Genomic DNA, 19751 nt, shown 5'->3' on the forward strand with positions numbered 1-19751 from the left:
ATAGCAAGGTGATGAAACAAAATCTGCCCGCAACATGGCGTTGCGGGCGTTTTCTTTTTGACTTTAGCAAACGTCAACGCCCAGTAGTCATGGGTATTCTCAATGCCACACCGGATTCCTTTTCTGACGGTGGCAAGTTCAGAACTCCAAGTGATGCTATTGCGCAAGCAGAGCGCATGATTGCTGATGGTGCAGACATGATTGATATTGGTGGTGAATCTACTCGCCCTGGTGCGGAGCCTGTTTCTCTACAAGAAGAGTTGGATCGCGTCTTGCCGGTGATAGAGGCTTTAAAAGATTGTGGTGTTGCTTTGTCGATTGATACTTATAAATCTGAGACTATGCGTCAAGCCCTTGCGGCTGGCGTCGATTGTGTCAATGATGTTTGGGCATTGCGACAAGAGGGCGCAGTTGAAGCCATCATCGAGAGCGACAGAGTCAATTCAGATAGACAGTGCGGTATTGTCTTGATGCACATGCAACGTGATCCCCAAACCATGCAATTTGATCCTGAGTATCAGGATGTCATAGCTGAGGTCAAAGTATTTCTACAGGAGCGCGCTAGTTTGTTAGAGAACCAAGGCATCGCGAAAAACAGAATTGCGATTGACCCTGGATTTGGCTTTGGTAAAAGTCTGGAGCACAACCTTAAGATGCTCGCTGATTTTGATCAATTCTCGGAATTGGGTTATCCGGTATTGGCAGGCATCTCTCGTAAATCGATGTTGGGAAAATTAACGGGTCGCGATACCAACGACCGTGTGGCGCCCAGTGTTGCGGCTGCCATACTGGCTGCAGATCGCGGTGCTCGCATCATCCGCGTCCACGATGTTCAGGAGACAGTAGACTCCTTAAAACTCTGGGAAGCCATTCAAGGCTAATTGCGCAATAAACCGCACTAGACAAAAGGTCACAAGTTTTATAATTAAACCCATGAAAAAACAATACTTTGGTACTGATGGCATCCGCGGTGAAGTGGGGCAATTTCCGATTGTTCCGGAGTTTATTACTCGCCTAGGTTACGCGGCTGGCAAAGTATTGAGCAAAAATACAAAGCAGGGTGAGCGCTGTAAAGTACTCATTGGTAAAGATACCCGGGTATCAGGTTATTTATTGGAAGCCGCCTTAGAAGCCGGCTTTGCTGCTGCCGGTGTAGATGTCATGCTGTGCGGCCCAATGCCAACCCCTGGCGTTGCCTACCTTACCAAGGCATTGCGTTTATCTGCAGGCGTGGTGATTTCTGCATCACACAACCCTTATCAAGATAACGGCATCAAATTCTTCTCCGCTGAGGGCGGTAAGTTAACTGATGAGTTTGAATTAGCAATTGAAGCTGAGCTTGAAAAGCCGATGGGCTGCGTTAGTTCAAAAGAATTGGGTAAAGCATTTCGTATCGATGATGCCGCTGGTCGTTATATTGAATTTTGTAAATCCACTTTTCCTGGCGAGCTTAATCTCAAGGGAATGAAGTTGGTAGTTGATTGCGCGCATGGCGCTGCATATCACATTGCACCGCATGTCTTTCATGAGCTCGGGGCAGAAGTCATTTCTATTGGTGTTCAGCCTGACGGCCGTAACATTAACGACGGCTTTGGTGCAACAGCGCCAGCAGCATTGATTGCTAAAGTTAAAGAAACTAAAGCAGATCTCGGTATTGCTTTAGATGGCGATGCAGACCGCCTGCAAATGGTCGATGCCTCTGGCAGATTATTTAATGGTGATGAGCTTTTATATGTACTCGCAAAAGATCGCATCGAGCGTGGTCAAGCGATTGGTGGAGTGGTGGGCACCTTAATGACCAATCTTGCCGTAGAGAACGCCATTAAGACATTGGGTATTGGATTTGAGCGAGCCAATGTGGGCGATCGTTATGTCTTGGAGTTACTCAAGCGAAAAGGCTGGATTATTGGTGGCGAAGGGTCAGGCCATTTACTTTGCTTAGATCAGCATTCCACCGGAGACGGCACTATTGCTGCATTACAGGTGCTGGCGGCTATGAGCCAGACTAAGAAGAGTTTGGCCCAGCTTCTAGACTCCGTCAAAATATTTCCCCAAGTGCTTTTGAATATCAAGTTCAAGTCCGGCTATGACTGGAAGGCGGATGCCAATCTCAAATCCAAGATAAACCAGGTAGAGACCGATCTCAATGGAACGGGTAGGGTGCTGATTCGTGCCTCAGGCACAGAACCCGTTCTGCGGGTCATGGTGGAGGCTCAAGATGGCGACCTCGCCATGAGCTCGGCTAAGAGCATTGCTGATCAGGTGCCTACATCTAAGTAATTGATTTTATTAATTTATTTTTTGTGACATGGGTTGTCATAAAAGAGTCATACAGACATCGTATCGTCCTCCTATCGCAATCTTGCGTAATTTATCTGAGGAACGATCCACATGAACTCATTTTTGAAAAAAGCGCTCGTGATCGGCGCGATTTCAGTAGCCCCAGTTGCATTTGCAGCCGATATGACCGGCGCTGGCGCAACATTCCCTTACCCAATCTACGCTAAGTGGGCTGAAGCTTACAAAGCAAAAACAGGCGCCAACATGAATTACCAATCTATTGGTTCTTCAGGCGGTATTAAGCAGATCAAAGCAAAAACTGTTGATTTCGGCGCTACAGACAATCCAGTGAAGTTTGATGATTTAGAAAAAGATGGCCTTGTTCAATTCCCAGCAATTATTGGCGGTGTAGTGCCAGTCATTAACGTGGAAGGTGTCAAGCCATATGAGTTGAAATTATCTCCAGATACTTTGTCTGATATTTTCCAGGGCACTATTACCAACTGGAATGACAGACGTGTTGTGTTGAACAACCCTGGTATGAAGATGCCTGATTTGCCAATCACCGTAGTTCACCGCGCTGATGGTTCTGGAACTACAGCAATTTTTACCAATTACTTGGCTAAAGTAAGTCAGAACTGGAAAGATGCTGTTGGTGAAGGTGCAGCAGTTAAATGGCCTGCAACGTCATCCGTTGGTGGTAAAGGTAATGAGGGTGTAGCGGCAAACGTATCACGCGTTAAAGGTGCCATTGGTTATGTTGAGTATGCTTATGCCAAGAAAAACAAAATGACTAGTGTTTCTTTGAAGAATAAAGATGGTCAATTTGTTCAGCCTGATGACATCACCTTTGCTGCCGCGGCTGCTGGTACAGATTGGTCTAAGATTCCAGGTATGGGTACATTCATTACCAATGCTTCTGGCGCTAAATCATGGCCAATCACTGGCGCATCCTTCATCTTGATCTACAAGAATCCAGAGAACAAGGCTAATGCTGCTGAAGTAATTAAGTTCTTTGATTTTGCTTTCAAAGATGGCAAGAAAATGGCGGAAGAGTTGGACTACGTTCCAATGCCTGACGTTACAACAGACTTCATCCGTAAGAATGTATTTTCTAAGGTTGTCACTAAGTAAGGTGTAATGATTAAGACTTCTTAATCATTGATAAATAACAGCTCCACCCAAAGTGGGGCTGTTTCAATATTTAAATAAGCGTAATTTATGATTGAATCGACCCAGTCTCACTCAGCACCGACGCCTCAAGCACTCCGAATTGCTAAGTTGCAACGTATTCAAGATTTTCTGTTTCATGCGATTACTCAATTTTTTGCTTTATCGGTACTGATTGCTTTGATCGGAATCATCATTTCACTCATTATTAATGCTTGGCCAGCTCTTGATAAATTTGGTATTGGATTTTTCTTCACCAAAGAGTGGGATATCGTTAACGGTGAGTTTGGTGGCTTAATTGCCATCTACGGCACTATCGTAACCTCTCTGATTGCCTTATTAATAGCTGTGCCATTAAGTTTTGGAATCGCTGTATTTTTGACAGAGTTATGTCCAGGCCCATTGCGTAGGCCTTTGGGTACCGCAGTTGAATTACTTGCTGCAGTGCCATCAATTATTTACGGTATGTTTGGCTTGTTTATTTTTGCCCCTCTATTTGCGGACTATATTCAGCCGGCCCTGGCTGCCACTCTTGGACAAGTTCCAGGTTTAGGAATTTTATTCTCTGGCGCTTTTAACGGCATCGGTATCTTGTGCGCTGGATTAATTTTGGCGATGATGATTTTGCCATTTATTGCCTCTGTAATGCGTGATGTATTTGAAATCGTTCCACCAGTTTTAAAAGAGTCTGCCTACGGAATTGGGTGCACTACTTGGGAAGTGGTTAAGAATGTTGTTCTCCCTTACACCAAAGCGGGTGTTATTGGCGGGATCATGCTGGGTTTAGGTAGAGCACTCGGTGAGACTATGGCTGTGACATTTGTGATTGGTAATGCCCATCGTTTATCTGCATCACTTTTTGCCCCAGGGAATTCCATTGCTTCAACGCTTGCAAATGAGTTTGGCGAAGCTGAGCTAGGACCCCATTACTCCTCTTTATTTGCTCTAGGTCTTGCGCTATTTATGATTACATTCATTGTGCTGGCTATTGCGAAGTGGATGTTAATGAATATGGAGAAAAAACAGGGATTGAAAACATGAACGGCTTATCGAATATTGACCCTGCGATTTTTGCTAAACGAAAGCGTGCAAATAAAATTGGTTTAGTGCTTTCTACTGGTGCCATGGTTTTAGGTATGGCATTTCTATTGTGGATTTTGAGTATTCTCTTTATTAAGGGATTTTCCTCAATCAATTTTGATGTGTTTACACAAAGCACACCTGCCCCTGGATCTGAGGGTGGTGGTTTGGCAAACGCAATTCTTGGAAGTCTCATGATTGTCGCCAGCTGCACCTTGATCAGCACTCCAATCGGTGTATTAGCAGGTTTATATCTTTCTGAGTATGGCGATAGAAGTAAGGTAGCCTCGATTACGCGTTTTGTGACAGATATCATGCTATCTGCACCATCAATTGTGATTGGACTATTTGTATACGCGATTGTGGTCGCACAAGTTCGGCACTTTTCCGGTTGGGCTGGCACAATTGCATTGGCTTTAATTGCTATTCCAGTAGTAGTACGTACGACTGAGAATATGTTGCGTTTAGTTCCAGGCAGCTTGCGCGAAGCTGCATATGCTTTGGGTACTCCGAAGTGGAAGGTGGCCTTCATGATTACCTTGCGTGCAGCTCAAAGTGGGGTGATCACCGGTATTCTGCTCGCGCTCGCACGTGTTAGTGGAGAAACCGCACCGTTGCTCTTTACTGCTTTGAATAACCAGTTTTTCTCTACCAATATGAATGCCCCGATGGCGAACTTACCAGTGGTCATTTTCCAGTTTGCAATGAGCCCATATGACAACTGGGTTGACCTCGCTTGGGCCGCCGCTTTGCTAATTACATTTGCAGTGCTTGGATTAAATATCCTCGCCCGTGTTGTCTTCCGTGAAAAAGTGCAAAGTTAATGGCTGATATGAAAACAATGTTTGACTTAAATACAATCGATAGTCAAGGAAATAGAATGATCGACAATACTAATATGCAAGCAGGTAAAGAAGTCAAAAATGCACTTGAAGTACGCAATTTAAATTTCTTTTATGGATCTTTTCAGGGTCTGAAGGATATCAATTTAGATATCGAAGAGGGTAAGGTTACCGCATTCATCGGACCATCCGGTTGCGGTAAATCTACTTTACTTCGCACCTTAAATCGCATGTATGACCTTTATCCAGGTCAGCGCGCTGAGGGTGAGATTAACTTCTATGGCCAAAATATTTTGGAGTCAGGGCAGGACTTAAACCTACTGCGCTCACGTATTGGTATGGTTTTCCAGAAGCCAACCCCATTCCCAATGTCTATCTACGAGAACATCGCTTTTGGCGTGCGTCTTTATGAAAAGCTTTCTCGCTCTGAAATGGATGAGCGAGTTGAATGGGCTTTGAATAAAGCTGCATTGTGGAATGAAGCCAAGGATAAATTAAATCAAAGCGGCTTGTCTTTGTCCGGTGGTCAGCAGCAGCGCTTATGTATTGCTCGCGGTGTAGCTGTTAAGCCATCTGTGATTTTGCTCGATGAGCCGACCTCTGCCTTGGATCCAATTTCTACGGGTAAGATTGAAGAGCTGATTAATGAGTTAAAGCATGAGTACACGATTGCTATCGTTACTCACAATATGCAGCAGGCAGCCCGTGTATCGGATTACACTGCTTATATGTACCTTGGAAGCCTGATTGAATATGGCAAAACAGATGAAATCTTCATCAAGCCTAAACGTAAAGAAACAGAAGATTACATAACCGGTCGATTCGGTTAATTGGAGATGAATATGCCAGATAAACACCTTTCCTCGCAGTTTGATGCTGATTTAAATTCCCTCTCTAGTCGTTTGTTGGAGATGGGCGGCTTAGTTGAGTCTCAAATTTCTTCGGCGATGCGTGCTTTTACGCAAATGGATGTTGATACCTGCAACATCGTTATTGCTAATGAGAAATTAGTCAACGATCTAGAAATTCAAATTGACTCGGCGTGCACTGAGTTGATCGCTCGTCGCCAGCCTACAGCTCGTGATTTACGTTTAGTGATGGCTGTTTCTAAGGCGATTACTAATTTAGAGCGTGCTGGTGATGAAGCAGAGCGTGTAGCCAAAAGAACTAAGCGTCTCATTGAGTCGGGCGCAACCCACAATATCAATGTGGCGGAGATTCGCTTGTCAGGTCAGATGGCTATTTCATCACTGCGCCGCAGCTTGGATGCATTCGCTCGTTTAGATACGGTTGCTGCTGCCGAGGTTGTACAGGAGGATCGTCAAATTGATGAAGAATTTAGAGGCTTTGTTCGTAAGCTAATTTCATACATGATGGAAGATCCACATACTATTTCCACGGGCCTAGATATGTTGACTATTGCTAAGGCAATTGAACGTATTGGCGATCACGCAAAGAATATTGCTGAATTCGTTATTTACATTGCTAAAGGCTCCGATGTGCGTCATATCCCCCATGAGGATTTGGTTCGCGAGGCAAATAAACCGTAACTAGTCAAAGCGGAATCCCAGATGACTCACCGAATATTGATTGTTGAGGATGAGCCTTCGATTGCTGAGCTCATTGCAATCAACCTGACTCATGCAGGCTATGAAGTGGAGAGGGCTCTTCAGACTGATCTCGCCATGAATTTGATGCGAGATGAGCTGCCATCCCTTTTAATCTTGGACTGGATGCTCCCTGGTAAATCAGGTGTTCAATTTGCTAAAGAGCTGCGCTTGAATGAGCGTACTCGCTCTCTACCCATCCTCATGCTTACGGCTAAAAGTGACGAGTCAGATAAGGTTCTAGGCCTAGATTCTGGTGCAGATGACTATGTAACTAAGCCTTTCTCGCCCAAAGAGCTGGTTGCGCGTGTAAAAGCACTTTTACGTCGCCAAACCCCAGTAGAAGACTCTGGGCCTTTAGCTGTCGGCCCATTAAGAATGGATCCACTCTCTCATCGTGTAACGGCTGTCTGGCCTAATATCGAGCCTCAATCCATTCCCTTGGGGCCTACCGAATATCGTCTTTTACAGTTCCTGATGGCCAATCCTGAAAGGGTGCATTCTCGGGCAAATTTGCTGGATAAGGTCTGGGGAAATGAGGTTTATATCGAGGAACGGACTGTAGACGTTCACATTAAGAGGTTAAGAGCCGCTTTGTCACCTACGGACTGTGATCGCTATATTGAGACGGTTCGTGGAAGTGGTTATCGTATTACTAAGACGCCAACCCAGACCTAATTAGAATCAGGCCTGACACCAGAGTTTTGGATCCGATTGAGCAAATGCTCTAAGATTGTCTAATGTTATCCGTTATTTCCCGCTTTATTCTGCTTATTTGCCTAGCTTTTCTTGCTGCTTATATAGCATCCTCCAATTTGGGCCATTACTACGGGGTTGCGGCAGCAATATCGGTGCTTGCAGTGCCCTTAATTTATTCCTACATTAATTTAGCCCGTTTAAGAAAATTTACCTTATCCGACTCAGTCGAATCCATGCCCCTGCCAAGCGGCTACTGGGAGGAGATTTTTTTTCGACTGCAGCGCTTAGTTCGTAATCTGAAGCAACAAATACTATCCATCGAAAAACAACACAATCGTTTCATTGAGGCTTTTCAGGCCTCCCCCAATGGCATTGTGATGCTGGATAGCGAAGATCATATTGAGTGGTGTAATGCCATTGCTGAGCGCTTCTTTGGCTTGAGTTTCAAGCGTGATGCGCTCCAGAGAATTAATTTTCTGATTCGACGCCCCGAATTTATTCAGTATTTATATAAAAGGTCTTTTGAGGATCCATTGTTGATGGAGAGGATGGGTCCAAGTTCTAATCTGAGTTTGATGTTACAAATCTTCCCATTCGGTGATCAGAGGCATCTCTTGCTCGTTCAGGATGTAACGGATCTGCAGAAGGCCGATGCAATGCGTCGTGATTTTGTGGCTAACGTTTCGCATGAAATGAGAACCCCAATTACAGTTTTGATGGGATTCTTAGAGACTATGCAGTCACTCGATCTTGAGAAGTCTCAGCAAAGTCAATATTTTGAAATGATGATGGCTCAGGCTCAGAGAATGAAGAGTCTAGTAGAGGATTTATTGACTCTAGCGAACCTAGAGGCAAATACCTTGCCGGCTTCTATTGAAAAAATCAACATTACCACTCTGATGGCGTTGTTGAAGAATGATGCAGAAGCACTTTCTCAGGGCCGTCATGCGCTTAGCTTTGAGGTTTTAAACCAGAACAATCTGATGGGTGAGGAGAGGGAGATTCTTTCTGCATTTGGTAACCTGGTCTCCAATGCCATCAGATACACACCCGATATTGCTTCAATTCAAGTTACCTGGAGCGTAAATGAGCATGGTGAGGGTGAGTTTTCAGTGGTTGATACTGGTCCGGGCATTGCTTCGGAGCATCTTTCACGGCTGACTGAGCGCTTCTATCGAGTCGATAGAAGCCGCTCTAGAGATACTGGTGGAACTGGCTTAGGTCTGGCCATTGTTAAGCACATTGCGAATCGCCATCAGGCTCAACTGATTATTAATAGTACGCCAGGTCAGGGCAGCACCTTTACCCTTCGCTTTCCTAAGGAGCGTATTTCAGCTTAAAGGTACTTGTATTGCTTAGTCCTTTTTATCCTTTTTATCTTTTTTATCCTTCTTATCCTTCTTTTTCTTAGATTCTTTAGGAAGCTTGTCTAACTTGCCATTGGCATAGAGGCACCATACCTTGATTTCCTCAAGCAGCTCGTTTAAGTCTTCATAGGATAGATTTTTAAAGTCTTGTAGGCCAATAGCGCCAGACTCTTGAAGCTGTTTTACAGCATCTTCATATTTATATTCGCTCATGGATATCCAGGTAAAAGTAATAAGAACGGACAAATGCTATCAAAGAAATATGACAAAACTGCTTTTTTCGCATCGAGAAGGGTATTTATCTGGATCGGAAGAGGTTTCGGCCGGCAATAGTCAGGCCCAATGCCAGGTCACTGCCCCCAAAAGCTGACTTTTGGTAATCTAGTGGCCTAGCATTAAATGATTTTCCTGACCTTGAGAGCCGTATAAACGGTGGCGCCAGCAGCCGCCATGAGAGCCATCACGAAATAAAAAGATTCCTTAAGGCCTGGCAGGTCCTCCATATTCATGCCCATGATGCCGGTTAGCAGTGTCATTGGCAGGAAAATCACGGTCATTACGGACAAAACCTGTAAGTTTCTTGCATTGAATTCGGCAACGTGAGCAGCCTGTTCATCTTGCAGCACTTTTGCACGGTCATACAGATTGGAAATTTCCTGTACCAAGAAGGAGAGCAACTCTAAGTCCTCATTTAGACGGAACTTATCGTCCTCAGAGAACCAGTATGGAAGGCGTTTTTGTAGGCGATGTAAGGCAATCAGTTCGGGTGAGAATTGACGCCTCAGGCGGCTACACTGGATTCGAATCCTGCCCAAAAACTCATGCTCGGGAAGCTCTTTGCCTTTTAGGAGAAGTTCCTCCAAGTCATCCATAGTTTCAGATAAATTGATGAGGAGGGTGCGTAGGTATTCTGCGCGTAAATCAATTAGCTCATGAAAGAGTTCGATTGCGGAGCGGGGATTGAGTAAGCCAGAGCGTAAATCAGATCGCAAGCGATCCGTTGTCCTCAGCGGGATATTTCGTAAAGAGATCATGAGTCGTGGAGTCAGAATGGCCCAAAGAGTCCCTAAGTCACCATTACTGAGATCATCTCCAAACTCTTGCTCAAAATCATTCATCACCATCAATAGGCAATCGTCTAGTTTTTCGATTCTCTCCAGGCGACTACGAGTTACGCCCTCATCGATCATCTCCACAACTCGATCTGGAATGAGGGAAGTATTTTTAAGCCAGCGCTGTACTTGAGAGTTGGATAGGTTGAGGTGCAACCAAACTGATAAATCTGAATTACTTAAGGCGTCCGCAATATCAAATAAGGGGATTTCATAATTTCTTCCATCGGATGTCATTGCCCAAGCAAAAACAACACCATTAATGGGGAAGGGGAGTGTAGGAATTAAGGTCAAAATGAATTTCCAAAGGGAGCTAAAAATATTATTAAATTGTAAGAATTTGACATCAAGCTGAAATACTCAAGCAATAAGATCAATCAGGTAAGCATCTTGATTAACTCTATGGAGGTTTGTATGAAACGCTTTTTTCTGAAAGTACTGATAATTTGGCACGACACCAAGGTGGCTTATCGCAATCGGAATATTCAACACCGTCTTGGTAGCTAAAACCGCCATGTGAACCCGATCTCTGAGCGGGAAGCATTAATACCTGAATTGCTGATAATGATGCCCATATTTGCGGCGCTTTTCATGTAAGAGATGCCGATATCAAGACTGTCACTTGCCGATATGATGGCCGCAACCAGAGCATAGTTGCTTAGATATTGCTCTGTGCTCGGTGGATTGGTAGTTAGACCAACATCCAATGCCAGCCGTAGCTTGTTTGCCACCCTCCAAACGGGTGCCATTGAAAAGAACCAGATATTGGTTCTATTTTCTGTAACGCCAGCGCCAATCTGGTAATTGGTGTTGTAGAGAGACTTGCTATACATTGCATTGAAGTGAACTTCTACTAAATCCCAATATCGTGAAGCAATCAAATTGACGCCATAATTTGGTAACGCGAGATCCAATCCTGCAGCTTGCTGCTGTGGAGATCCAGGTAGGGTGATGCTGGGTTTAAGGGCTAAACCCCACTGATCATTTTCAGCAAAGCGCCATTTCATCGCTATTACCTTGTTCGATAAAGGTGAGAAATTGCCTCTCGGGGCTGCAAAGTAGGTAGTGCCTAAAGAGAGCTCAACATTATCTGCCACGCCCCGGATATAGGTAAACGGGAAGGCCTTGGCACCTTGCCCACCAAAATATTCTTCACCGGGTGTAATGACGTCTGGAGTGCTAGCTGATCCACCGCCATGTGAGGCAGTGGTGAAAAAATACTGCTCAATTTGATTTAAACCCTTTGGTACTGTACCTGCGTCATCTGTATTCAGTGGCTCAAACGCGTTACATACAAGCGGAATCAGCAGTAAGAGAAGGGCAATCGATCGCATCTAACTTAAATGCCTAAAGCCTAAACTTTAGTCATGAAACATGACAATTCGATGTCACAAAGTGCTCCAATTGCTTGGTGAATTCAGTTAGCAATTGCAATCAATCTGAAATATTTCCTTCTTAAGATGGAGCTTTCATTACTTATTGTGAAATGCCATGAATAAACATAGCGATATCAACTTATCAACTCTATTTCGGCGCAATCTTGATACCCATGCGCTTGATGGTATTAGCATTAAGCAGGAATTTCTTAATGAAAAATACGAAAAGAGTGAGCACCTAACTAGTGTATTTATTGTTGATCAAAAGTACGCCTTAAATTTGGATGAGCTTATTTAGTTATTGAGCCATGGAAAATAATTACAACATCCTCTTTCTTTGCAATGAAAACTCTGCGCGATCAATTATTGCGGAGGCTCTGGCCACCACACTAAGTCACGGACGCTTCACGGGATATTCGGCAGGCGCTAAGCCCAGCGGGATAGTTCATCCGATTGCTTTGGAGATGGCTAAATCCATGGGATATCCGATTCAGCTTCTGAGAAGTAAAAGCTGGGATGAGTTTAGTCGTGAGGGCGCTCCCAAGATGGATTTCATTATTACCTTGTGTGATACCGCTATAGCCGAGGAGTGCCCAATTTGGCCAGGCCATCCCTCAACGGCTCACTGGGGATTCCCGAATCCAGCTACCTCAAAAACTAGCGATGATGAAAAAATTATTCAGGCATTCAAACAGGTTGAGATGGGTTTACGTAACCGAATAGAGCTGCTTATTGACTTGCCGATTGAAACTCTCAATAAGCTACAAATTCAAGACCAACTTCACAGCATTCATTACAGTAGTTAGCTTGAGCTACTCTGCGCAGTGTTTACGTTGCGGGGATTTGAATTATCACCACTATGTAATGTCATGACATTGACATCAAAAGCAGTGAACATGAGAAACCGATCGTCTCTTTAAGAGTTTTAGAATGTCTATTATCAAAGTTGCCTATCCAATTGTATTTATTACCCTTCTTCTTCAGGCGATTTGGGTTGAGGCAGCGGCTATTTACCCAATTAATAAGGCTTCCATTCTTGTTGGCTCATCATTTGATATCAAAATTGAATTCGATCAAGAGTACAAATTAGAAGATTTAGAAATTCAGCTCAATGATGCTCCCATCAAGGCGCAGATCAAGTCACAGCCAATATTTATTTCAAATGAATCAGGGAAGGGAAGTTCTCTGATTTATCGAGACATTCAACTTACAAAGCCTGGGCAATACACTCTGATCGCCAAAGCAGGTCAGGAAAATATCCAGGTGAACTGGGATGTCTATTCTAGCGGACCCAGAAAAGTAAAGAATGTCATTCTCTTTATTGGTGATGGCATGACGATTGCGAATCGTACTTCAGCCCGCGTTTTATCCAAAGGTATTGACGAAGGTAAATATCAGGGTAAGTTGTCATTTGACGATATGCCCAATATGGCGCTAATTGGAACCTCAGGTTCTGACTCATTGATAACGGATTCTGCAAACTCAATGAGTGCCTACACAACTGGTCATAAGACTGCTGTGAATGCTATGGGGGTTTATGTTTCAAGAGCAGCAGACAATTTATCCCATCCTAAAGTAGAAACTATTTCTGAATTAATTAAGCGTAAAACTAAAATGTCGGTTGGCATTGTGTCGGATGCCGAATTGCAAGATGCGACTCCAGGTGCCATGGTTGCTCATACAAGAAGACGTGCAGATAAGCCATACATTGCAGATCAACTCTTTGCTAGTGGGGCGGAGGTCATTCTAGGTGGAGGTTCTGCTTACTTTTATCCACAGTCTACTAAAGGGTCAAAGCGTAAAGATGATAAAAATCTTGTAGCTCAATTTGAAGCTTCGGGATATACAGTTGCCTTAAACAAACAAGAATTGTTGGCAGCAGCTAATGCTAAGGAAAGTCGAAAGCTATTTGGGGTATTTCATCCAGATAATATGGATGGATCTTTAGATCGGTTTTTCTTAAAGAAAAATACAGTGGCGCAATACCCTGATCAACCCGACCTAACGGAGATGACGCAAGCAGCGATTAATGTCTTATCCAAAAACCCTAACGGCTTTTTCTTGATGGTGGAAGCGGCTTTGATTGATAAGTTCAATCATCCCCTAGACTGGGAGCGGGCTGCTTTTGACACCATTATGTTGAGTAACGCTGTGCAAATTGCCAAAGACTTTGCTAAGAAAAACCCAGATACGTTAATCATCGTTACCCCTGACCACACCCATAGCGGCTCAATCAGTGGCGTTGTGAATGATGCTAAACCTGGGCCCCTGAGAGAAAAAGTGGGGGTATATGCTGATGCAGGCTACCCAAACTACCCCAAGGCTAATGTAGCGGGTTATCCAAGTCAGATTGATGTAAGCAAGCGCCTAGCCTTCTTCTATGGGAGTTATCCTGATCACTATGAAACGCTGCATCCAAAACTAGATGGTACATTTAAGCCGGCAGTTAAGGATGCATCTGGCAAGTATGTTGCTAATCCAAAATATATTCAGCAACATGAGGATGCTATTCATATGCCCGGCAATTTACCTTCAAACCAGGAGATGGGCGTTCATACGGCTGATGATGCAGTGTTAAATGCCATGGGCCCCGGTTCAGAAAAATTTCGTGGATTCATGGATAACACAGAGGTATTCAAGGTGATGGTTGACACTCTTGGGCTGGGTTATACCAGGCGCTAAGAAGTAACTTGAATGTCACCATCTAGGATCGGGTACCTTAGATAAGCCCCCAATTAACAGTGTTCTTACTTTATTGATTCATTACTATTATTCAACGACTTTGTAGTTCACAATGAATGCTGACAAGTAATATCTTGTTATAAATGGACTTAGCTTGAATGAAAAGAAAGTTATACGATTCACTGGTGGATTTAAGGCTTACTATTTCTAAAGTCCTTGGGCTCACTCAAGAGATTAAACATGGCATACCAGCCGCCGTTGTAGACGAGTTTGGGTTTGCACATGATCTTTCTTATGCTCTCTCAGAGACTCCTCTACTAACCCCCAAAGCAAAATTAATTCCGCCTAATACTCCTGTAAAGTCAAACATAGACCTGACTCTGCCTAATATCCAGTATTTTGATATTGCGAATGAGGGGGGCAATAGAAAACTTGCCTACAGCATCTCTGGGAATGTCAACGCAGAAAAAGTGTTGCTTTGCTTGCCTGGCCTCTTAGAGACTAAAGATTCCTTCAGTGTGTTGCATGCCTATTTTTTCGGGTTTGAAGATTGCAAGGTTGTTAGCGTTGATTTTCCTGGAAGGGGGGATTCCGAGTCTATTGCCTTGTCTCAAAACTACACCATGTCTCTATATCTATCAGACATTCAAGGCTTGATTAAGATGCTTTTGGAGAATCATTCATCGAGCACTCAAATTACTATTTTGGGTACTAGTATGGGTGGTGTGTTGGCCATTTATTTAACGAAATCATTTGGAAAAAGAATTTCAGAAATTATTCTGAATGACATTGCTTTAACGGTGAATTGGACTGCTCTCTATTCGCTGTATAAATCGATGAAAAATGAAGTTGGCTTTAAAGAGGTTAAACAATTAGCAGAAGAGCTGAGGGTGGATGAGAGGGCGTTTGCGGATGTGCAGTTACCTGGCCACTTTGATTTAAGTTTTAAAGCTGATGTATGGGGTATGAACTTCCATGAGGCAATGGAGGGCTATAAAGGTAAGGTTGCACTTATTTATGGTTCTGACTCAAAGGTATGCACACGCCAGCAAGTGCGCTCAGCAAGGGCTGCAATACCTGGATTAATTACATTCGAAGTAGAGGGTGTGGGGCATCCAGTCCCATTTACAAATCAGGTCTGTGAGTTTGTTCAAGTGCAAATGAAACTTGGGTAAGCTGTTGCTAATTATTTTCTTTGAGAATGATGGGTCTGAAGCTAAAGGGTTGCTCTTGCGCAGGATTAACCTGAACTTCAACTGCTTGAACTTGGTCGGCTCCCATCACTTGAAGTCGTAATACATTTTCCAGTACCTTTTTTTGATTCTGACGATATAGGGGCTGATCAATTTTGAGTCGGTGACTATCTCCATGAATCAATAGCACCGGTTTATTAAAGATCTCTGACTTGGATATGAGGCGATCTAATGTATCCCGATAGCCACTATCGCTACTCGTCAATTGACTGGGCTTATAAAACATATCGGCTTGATAGGCAAAGATGATCCCTTTCAAATTTCGCTGAGTGGCTAAATTAAATGCCTGATCAATCCATACTAGGTTGGCTTGATTTCTCTCTTGATATTCTTTGATAGCCGATTCTGTACCCTCATTATTATTATTGGAGCCGGGTATATGGACGCTGACAAATAGAAAATTATTTTTGATCCAGTAGGCGTTCTCTACATATTTAGAGTAATTAGAACTGATATCTGCCTGCCTGTGGAGGCGTATTGTATTTTTACCCAAGCTTTGATTGGTGTTAAAAAATACTGTTCTAAGCGCTTCCAGTCTTTCTAGTGGATCGTATGCACCAGCTAAGGGGCGGTGACAGTCTGTCCATTCATTGTCCCCTGGGCTGTAGATCAAGGGCGCTTTAAAGCTTGTGAAATAGGATTTAGTGATTTGATTATGCTCATCACTACAAAGTGACGAGCCAGATTTAGTGTCGCCAATAAAAATACTGAAGCTGGGTTTAAGTCGATTAATTTCAGTGATCAAAGTTTCAAAGCGCTGATAATCCTTTGGCGGTGAGTAAGGCATATCACCTAGGGCGACGAACTTAAATGTCTGGCCAATAGCAGCTGTTGAAAAGCTGACTATGGTGATAGTAAGAAAAAATAGGGTGAAGCGTATGGCTTTGAAGGATTTCATTTATTTGTATTGCTCAGGTTCATCACTGATTTCTTTGATCTCTAGCTCACCAAAGATGTATGTATTTCCCCCATATCCTTCCACCCAAGATCTTGAAATACATTTGCATGTTCTCCGGAAAACTTTTTTGATTTGCCATAGAAAATGTCTGTAAGCTCATCTTGCTCGTCTTCATCAATAGTCTCAGAAAAGTAGATCACCTTTTCCCCGTTATAAGTCTTGCTAATCACTGCTCCCGGAATATCGGCAATACAAATTCCCACTTGAGCTTGATATCGACTCATGAACCTTGGCTTTGTGGTGGTGATGATGGAACCCAGCTTCCAAACAGTCCCACATTTAATTTCTTTATTCTGTTTTTTAAAGATAGATCTTTGGACTAGAGAGCCCATTTCTAGAGGGATAATTTGATAAAGCATCCTATATCTCCTGTAGTGAATTCAGGCTTTTATCATGCTCTTAAAGTATGACGGTTCAATGAAGATGGGAGGACTTGATCAAACTTTAGGCGGGATAGTGTTTGGTGTATGAGGATTTAGCTGTCTTCATTTTGTAATAGTCACAGTTCATCATTCAGCCTGTGAACTCACTACATACAACCATTACCTGTCCCAACTGCCGTGGACAAGAAACCCTAGAAGTTTCGCAAGGCTATTCTCAGCACTTATATCGCTGTCCAAAATGCAGCACCATTCTGAGGCCTAGATCAGGAGATTGCTGCATCTTCTGTAGCTTCGGAAGCCAAGATTGCTCCAGCGCTGAGCAAAATTTAGCTGCCTAAGCCACTTCCCCAGTAGACTGAGGGCTAGTTTCACGAATATGTCATCAGATTTTAATAAAATAGACATATTCAAGTTAACCCGTTTCTATTGGAAATGCTGTGCCCTTAAATCTTCATCAAGCTGCAATGAATGCAACTGAGCTCGTCGCTGCAGTCGACCTTGGCTCTAATAGCTTTCGTATGCTGGTGGCTCAAGTCGTTAAGACGCCTTCGGGGACTCAGCTGCGTCCGATTGATACGCTGCGTGAGTCTGTCCGCCTTGCTGCTGGATTAACTGACAACAAGCTATTGGGGAATGATGCCTATCAGCGCGGGATTACTGCAATTCGGCGCTTTGGTGAGCGCATTCGAGGGTTTGATCCTGCCAATGTGCGCGCTGTTGCCACCAATACCCTGCGAGTAGCCAAGAATGCGCCTCACTTTATCCAAGAGGCCGAGGAGGCCTTAGGCTTCCCAATTGAAGTTATCGCAGGTGTAGAAGAGGCGCGCCTGATCTATATTGGTGCCGCTCACGAAGTCCCGGCGGTGCAGGGCAATCGCTTGGTGGTCGATATTGGTGGGGGCTCTACTGAGCTGATTATTGGTAAAGGTTATGAACCTAGGCTAATGGAAAGCCTTTATATCGGGTGCGTTTCTCATAGCCTGAGATTTTTCCCCAAGGGCAATATAGATTCTCATGCTTTCAAAGAGGCGGAGCTAGCCGCAAGAAGAGAAATTCAGGTAATTTCTGAGGCATATCTCAAGGCGGGCTGGAAGCAAGTTATCGGCTCTTCAGGAACCGCACGGGCTTTAGCCGAACTCATTGCAGAAAATGACTTCAATGGCCAAATAGACGGTTCCGATGGTTTGATTACTCGCGATGGCTTAAGAGCCATGAAAAAGCATTTATTGAAATATGAGCATGTCAATCAGGTTGAGCTCCAGGGTCTTAAGGACGATCGGCGCTCAGTTTGGCCCGGTGGCCTTGCCATCATGATTGCTGTTTTTGATGAGCTCGGTATTGAGTCTATGGAGGTCACCGATGCCGCTTTGAGAATCGGCGTTCTTTATGATTTACTAGGTCGCTCTCAGCATGAGGATATGCGCTTTGTGACTGTTGAGCAATTTATGCAGCGCTATGCCGTAGATCGTGACCAGGCTAAGCGTGTTGGCAATCTTGCCGCTGAGTTTTTGGCGCAATTACCCAAGCCAGATGAAGAGAGTCGAGCCGACAACATTGCTTTATTGCAATGGGCAGCTAATCTTCACGAAATCGGCTTATCGATATCACATAATGGTTATCACAAACATTCTGCATACATTGCCGGTAATGCTGATATGCCAGGTTTCTCAAAAAATGATCAGGCTAGATTAGCCGCCTTACTGATTGGTCACACCGGTAAGTTGGGGAAACTGGCAAATAACGCTTCCTTCACAGATTGGCGTATGTTGTTTTGCATGCGGCTTGCGCAAGTACTTTGCCGAGGTCGAAGCGATGTCAATTTACCCAAGGTTAAAGTCTCCGAGCACAATGGAGACTATTTGGTTAGCCTCTCTAAGGATTGGGCTAGAGAGCACCCATTAACCGAGTTTAGTCTTCAAAAAGAAGCGGCCGAGTGGGAGCGCATCGGCCGACCTTACCGAATTAGCTTAAAGTGATGCTTATAGCCCTAAGAAGTGTTTAGCGTAGCGAGGATTGATTTCTGACAGGCGCAACATAGTTAATACATCTGCCGTATTGAAATCTGGATCCCAGGCTGGTGCGCTGCAAATCTTGGCCCCTAATTTCAGATAGCCTTTAATCAACGGTGGCGGCTCTACTTCTAGACCACCATTCAGTCGCTCGAGTGGTAAGGGCAGGCGAGGGAAGGCATGATTTTCAACTGGTGCCATTTGATCATTGCTCAATGAGTTATATAAGCTTGCTGCAAAATGACCGCCATCACCCATAGGGATACTGGCACATCCAAGCATGATTTCATAGTCGTGCTTTTGCATGTATTGCGCTAAACCGCTCCACAAAGCCATGATGACTGCGCCTGAGCGGTAATTCGCATGAACACATGATCTCCCTAATTCAACCATCTTTGGTCGTAGGTGATTTAAGCGTGAAAGATCAAACTCAGAATCAGAGTAAAGGCGACCAATTTCTGCAGCTTTATTCGGAGGTAGAACACGATAGGTTCCCACTACCTTGAGGGTCTCTTGATCTCGAATTAATAGGTGATCGCAGTAGGCATCAAATTCATCAATATCGAGGTTTTCTGGATTATTGGGTAAATTGGCGCCCATCTCCTCAGCAAATACTTTGTAACGTAATCGCTGCGCTTCTTTAATCTCATTGGCATTGCTAGCCCAGGTAATTTGGAATGCAGGGCGTTTTGGCTTGGCAATTACCTTCTCAGTAACTGGCTCAAGTGATCGGAGCTCAGCTCTTGCTTTAGTGGCGAATTTCTTGCCAAATAATTTTTTCGCAATTTTTTTAGAAAAGAGTTTTTTAATTGCTTCTGCTTTACTTTTTTTGATCTTTTTTGGCTTTACTTCAAAGAGATCAAACGCAGCAAGCGGGTTTGGAATATCAGACATAGTGTTCCTTAGGTATTAATGATCAATAGTAAAAAATGG

General features: G+C 43.9%; 20 protein-coding genes. 14 read left to right on the plus strand and 6 right to left on the minus strand.

What is annotated here, in order from left to right:
- Nucleotides 1-11 precede the first annotated feature (11 nt).
- The 9 genes from folP to phoR all read left to right on the plus strand — a co-directional run bounded on the left by folP (nucleotide 12) and on the right by phoR (nucleotide 9018).
- Nucleotides 12-881, plus strand: a complete 870-nt coding sequence (folP, locus tag AOC19_RS03570) for a dihydropteroate synthase (RefSeq protein ID WP_215377629.1) — start codon at nucleotides 12-14, stop codon at nucleotides 879-881.
- 52 nt (nucleotides 882-933) lie between these two features.
- Entirely contained in the window at nucleotides 934-2280 is a 1347-nt protein-coding gene (gene glmM / locus AOC19_RS03575; RefSeq protein WP_215377631.1) for a phosphoglucosamine mutase, read from the plus strand.
- Nucleotides 2281-2391: 111 nt separating this feature from the next.
- Nucleotides 2392-3414 (plus strand): phosphate ABC transporter substrate-binding protein PstS, encoded by a 1023-nt coding sequence (pstS, locus tag AOC19_RS03580; protein WP_215377633.1) that lies wholly within the window; start codon nucleotides 2392-2394, stop codon nucleotides 3412-3414.
- An 87-nt stretch (nucleotides 3415-3501) separates the two neighbouring features.
- Entirely contained in the window at nucleotides 3502-4491 is a 990-nt protein-coding gene (gene pstC / locus AOC19_RS03585; protein WP_215377635.1) for a phosphate ABC transporter permease subunit PstC, read from the plus strand.
- Entirely contained in the window at nucleotides 4488-5354 is an 867-nt protein-coding gene (gene pstA, locus AOC19_RS03590; RefSeq protein WP_215377637.1) for a phosphate ABC transporter permease PstA, read from the plus strand. Before pstC ends, pstA begins: the two co-directional genes overlap by 4 nt.
- Nucleotides 5355-5410: 56 nt before the next feature.
- A complete protein-coding gene (pstB, locus tag AOC19_RS03595; RefSeq protein ID WP_215377639.1) occupies nucleotides 5411-6202 on the plus strand; it encodes a phosphate ABC transporter ATP-binding protein PstB in 792 nt (263 codons plus the stop codon).
- 12 nt (nucleotides 6203-6214) lie between these two features.
- Nucleotides 6215-6922, plus strand: coding sequence for a phosphate signaling complex protein PhoU (gene phoU / locus AOC19_RS03600; protein ID WP_215377641.1), 708 nt, complete (start codon nucleotides 6215-6217; stop codon nucleotides 6920-6922).
- A 21-nt stretch (nucleotides 6923-6943) separates the two neighbouring features.
- Nucleotides 6944-7657, plus strand: a complete 714-nt coding sequence (phoB, locus tag AOC19_RS03605) for a phosphate regulon transcriptional regulator PhoB (protein WP_215377643.1) — start codon at nucleotides 6944-6946, stop codon at nucleotides 7655-7657.
- Between the two features lie 62 nt (nucleotides 7658-7719).
- Entirely contained in the window at nucleotides 7720-9018 is a 1299-nt protein-coding gene (phoR, locus tag AOC19_RS03610) for a phosphate regulon sensor histidine kinase PhoR (RefSeq protein WP_215377645.1), read from the plus strand.
- Between the two features lie 15 nt (nucleotides 9019-9033).
- Here the strand turns inward: phoR and AOC19_RS03615 are convergent, their stop codons facing one another.
- The 3 genes from AOC19_RS03615 to AOC19_RS03625 all read right to left on the minus strand — a co-directional run bounded on the left by AOC19_RS03615 (nucleotide 9034) and on the right by AOC19_RS03625 (nucleotide 11491).
- Nucleotides 9034-9258 carry a hypothetical protein gene (locus tag AOC19_RS03615; protein ID WP_215377647.1) on the minus strand — a complete coding sequence of 75 codons (225 nt, stop codon included), beginning with the start codon at nucleotides 9256-9258 and terminating at the stop codon, nucleotides 9034-9036.
- Nucleotides 9259-9440: 182 nt separating this feature from the next.
- A complete protein-coding gene (locus AOC19_RS03620; protein ID WP_251368078.1) occupies nucleotides 9441-10451 on the minus strand; it encodes a CorA family divalent cation transporter in 1011 nt (336 codons plus the stop codon).
- A 209-nt stretch (nucleotides 10452-10660) separates the two neighbouring features.
- Nucleotides 10661-11491, minus strand: coding sequence for a hypothetical protein (locus AOC19_RS03625; protein WP_215377649.1), 831 nt, complete (start codon nucleotides 11489-11491; stop codon nucleotides 10661-10663).
- 350 nt (nucleotides 11492-11841) lie between these two features.
- Between AOC19_RS03625 and AOC19_RS03630 the strand changes: the two genes are divergently transcribed.
- The 3 genes from AOC19_RS03630 to AOC19_RS03640 all read left to right on the plus strand — a co-directional run bounded on the left by AOC19_RS03630 (nucleotide 11842) and on the right by AOC19_RS03640 (nucleotide 15390).
- A complete protein-coding gene (locus AOC19_RS03630) occupies nucleotides 11842-12339 on the plus strand; it encodes an arsenate reductase ArsC (RefSeq protein WP_215377650.1) in 498 nt (165 codons plus the stop codon).
- Between the two features lie 124 nt (nucleotides 12340-12463).
- A complete protein-coding gene (locus AOC19_RS03635) occupies nucleotides 12464-14215 on the plus strand; it encodes an alkaline phosphatase (RefSeq protein ID WP_215377652.1) in 1752 nt (583 codons plus the stop codon).
- 158 nt (nucleotides 14216-14373) lie between these two features.
- Complete coding sequence (locus tag AOC19_RS03640; RefSeq protein WP_215377654.1) at nucleotides 14374-15390, plus strand: alpha/beta fold hydrolase; 1017 nt, start codon at nucleotides 14374-14376, stop codon at nucleotides 15388-15390.
- A 7-nt stretch (nucleotides 15391-15397) separates the two neighbouring features.
- On the opposite strand, the gene AOC19_RS03645 is transcribed toward AOC19_RS03640, so the two are convergent.
- Both AOC19_RS03645 and AOC19_RS03650 read right to left on the minus strand, forming a co-directional pair.
- On the minus strand, nucleotides 15398-16366 hold the full coding sequence (locus AOC19_RS03645) for a hypothetical protein (protein WP_215377656.1): 969 nt from the start codon (nucleotides 16364-16366) through the stop codon (nucleotides 15398-15400).
- A gap of 41 nt (nucleotides 16367-16407) precedes the next feature.
- The gene (locus AOC19_RS03650) at nucleotides 16408-16785 is read right to left on the minus strand and encodes a hypothetical protein (protein WP_215377658.1); all 378 of its coding nucleotides are present in this window, start codon (nucleotides 16783-16785) and stop codon (nucleotides 16408-16410) included.
- Nucleotides 16786-16946: 161 nt separating this feature from the next.
- Here AOC19_RS03650 and AOC19_RS09355 point away from each other — a divergent pair, with 161 nt between their 5' ends.
- Both AOC19_RS09355 and ppx read left to right on the plus strand, forming a co-directional pair.
- The gene (locus AOC19_RS09355; RefSeq protein ID WP_285896596.1) at nucleotides 16947-17147 is read left to right on the plus strand and encodes a GDCCVxC domain-containing (seleno)protein; all 201 of its coding nucleotides are present in this window, start codon (nucleotides 16947-16949) and stop codon (nucleotides 17145-17147) included.
- A gap of 126 nt (nucleotides 17148-17273) precedes the next feature.
- Complete coding sequence (gene ppx, locus AOC19_RS03655; RefSeq protein WP_215378080.1) at nucleotides 17274-18785, plus strand: exopolyphosphatase; 1512 nt, start codon at nucleotides 17274-17276, stop codon at nucleotides 18783-18785.
- Nucleotides 18786-18788: 3 nt separating this feature from the next.
- On the opposite strand, the gene AOC19_RS03660 is transcribed toward ppx, so the two are convergent.
- Nucleotides 18789-19712: a GNAT family N-acetyltransferase gene (locus AOC19_RS03660; RefSeq protein ID WP_251368079.1), complete on the minus strand. Its 924-nt coding sequence runs from the start codon at nucleotides 19710-19712 to the stop codon at nucleotides 18789-18791.
- Nucleotides 19713-19751: the final 39 nt, after the last annotated feature.

It is taken from the genome of Polynucleobacter asymbioticus (assembly GCF_018687575.1).
Classification (GTDB): domain Bacteria; phylum Pseudomonadota; class Gammaproteobacteria; order Burkholderiales; family Burkholderiaceae; genus Polynucleobacter; species Polynucleobacter asymbioticus_C.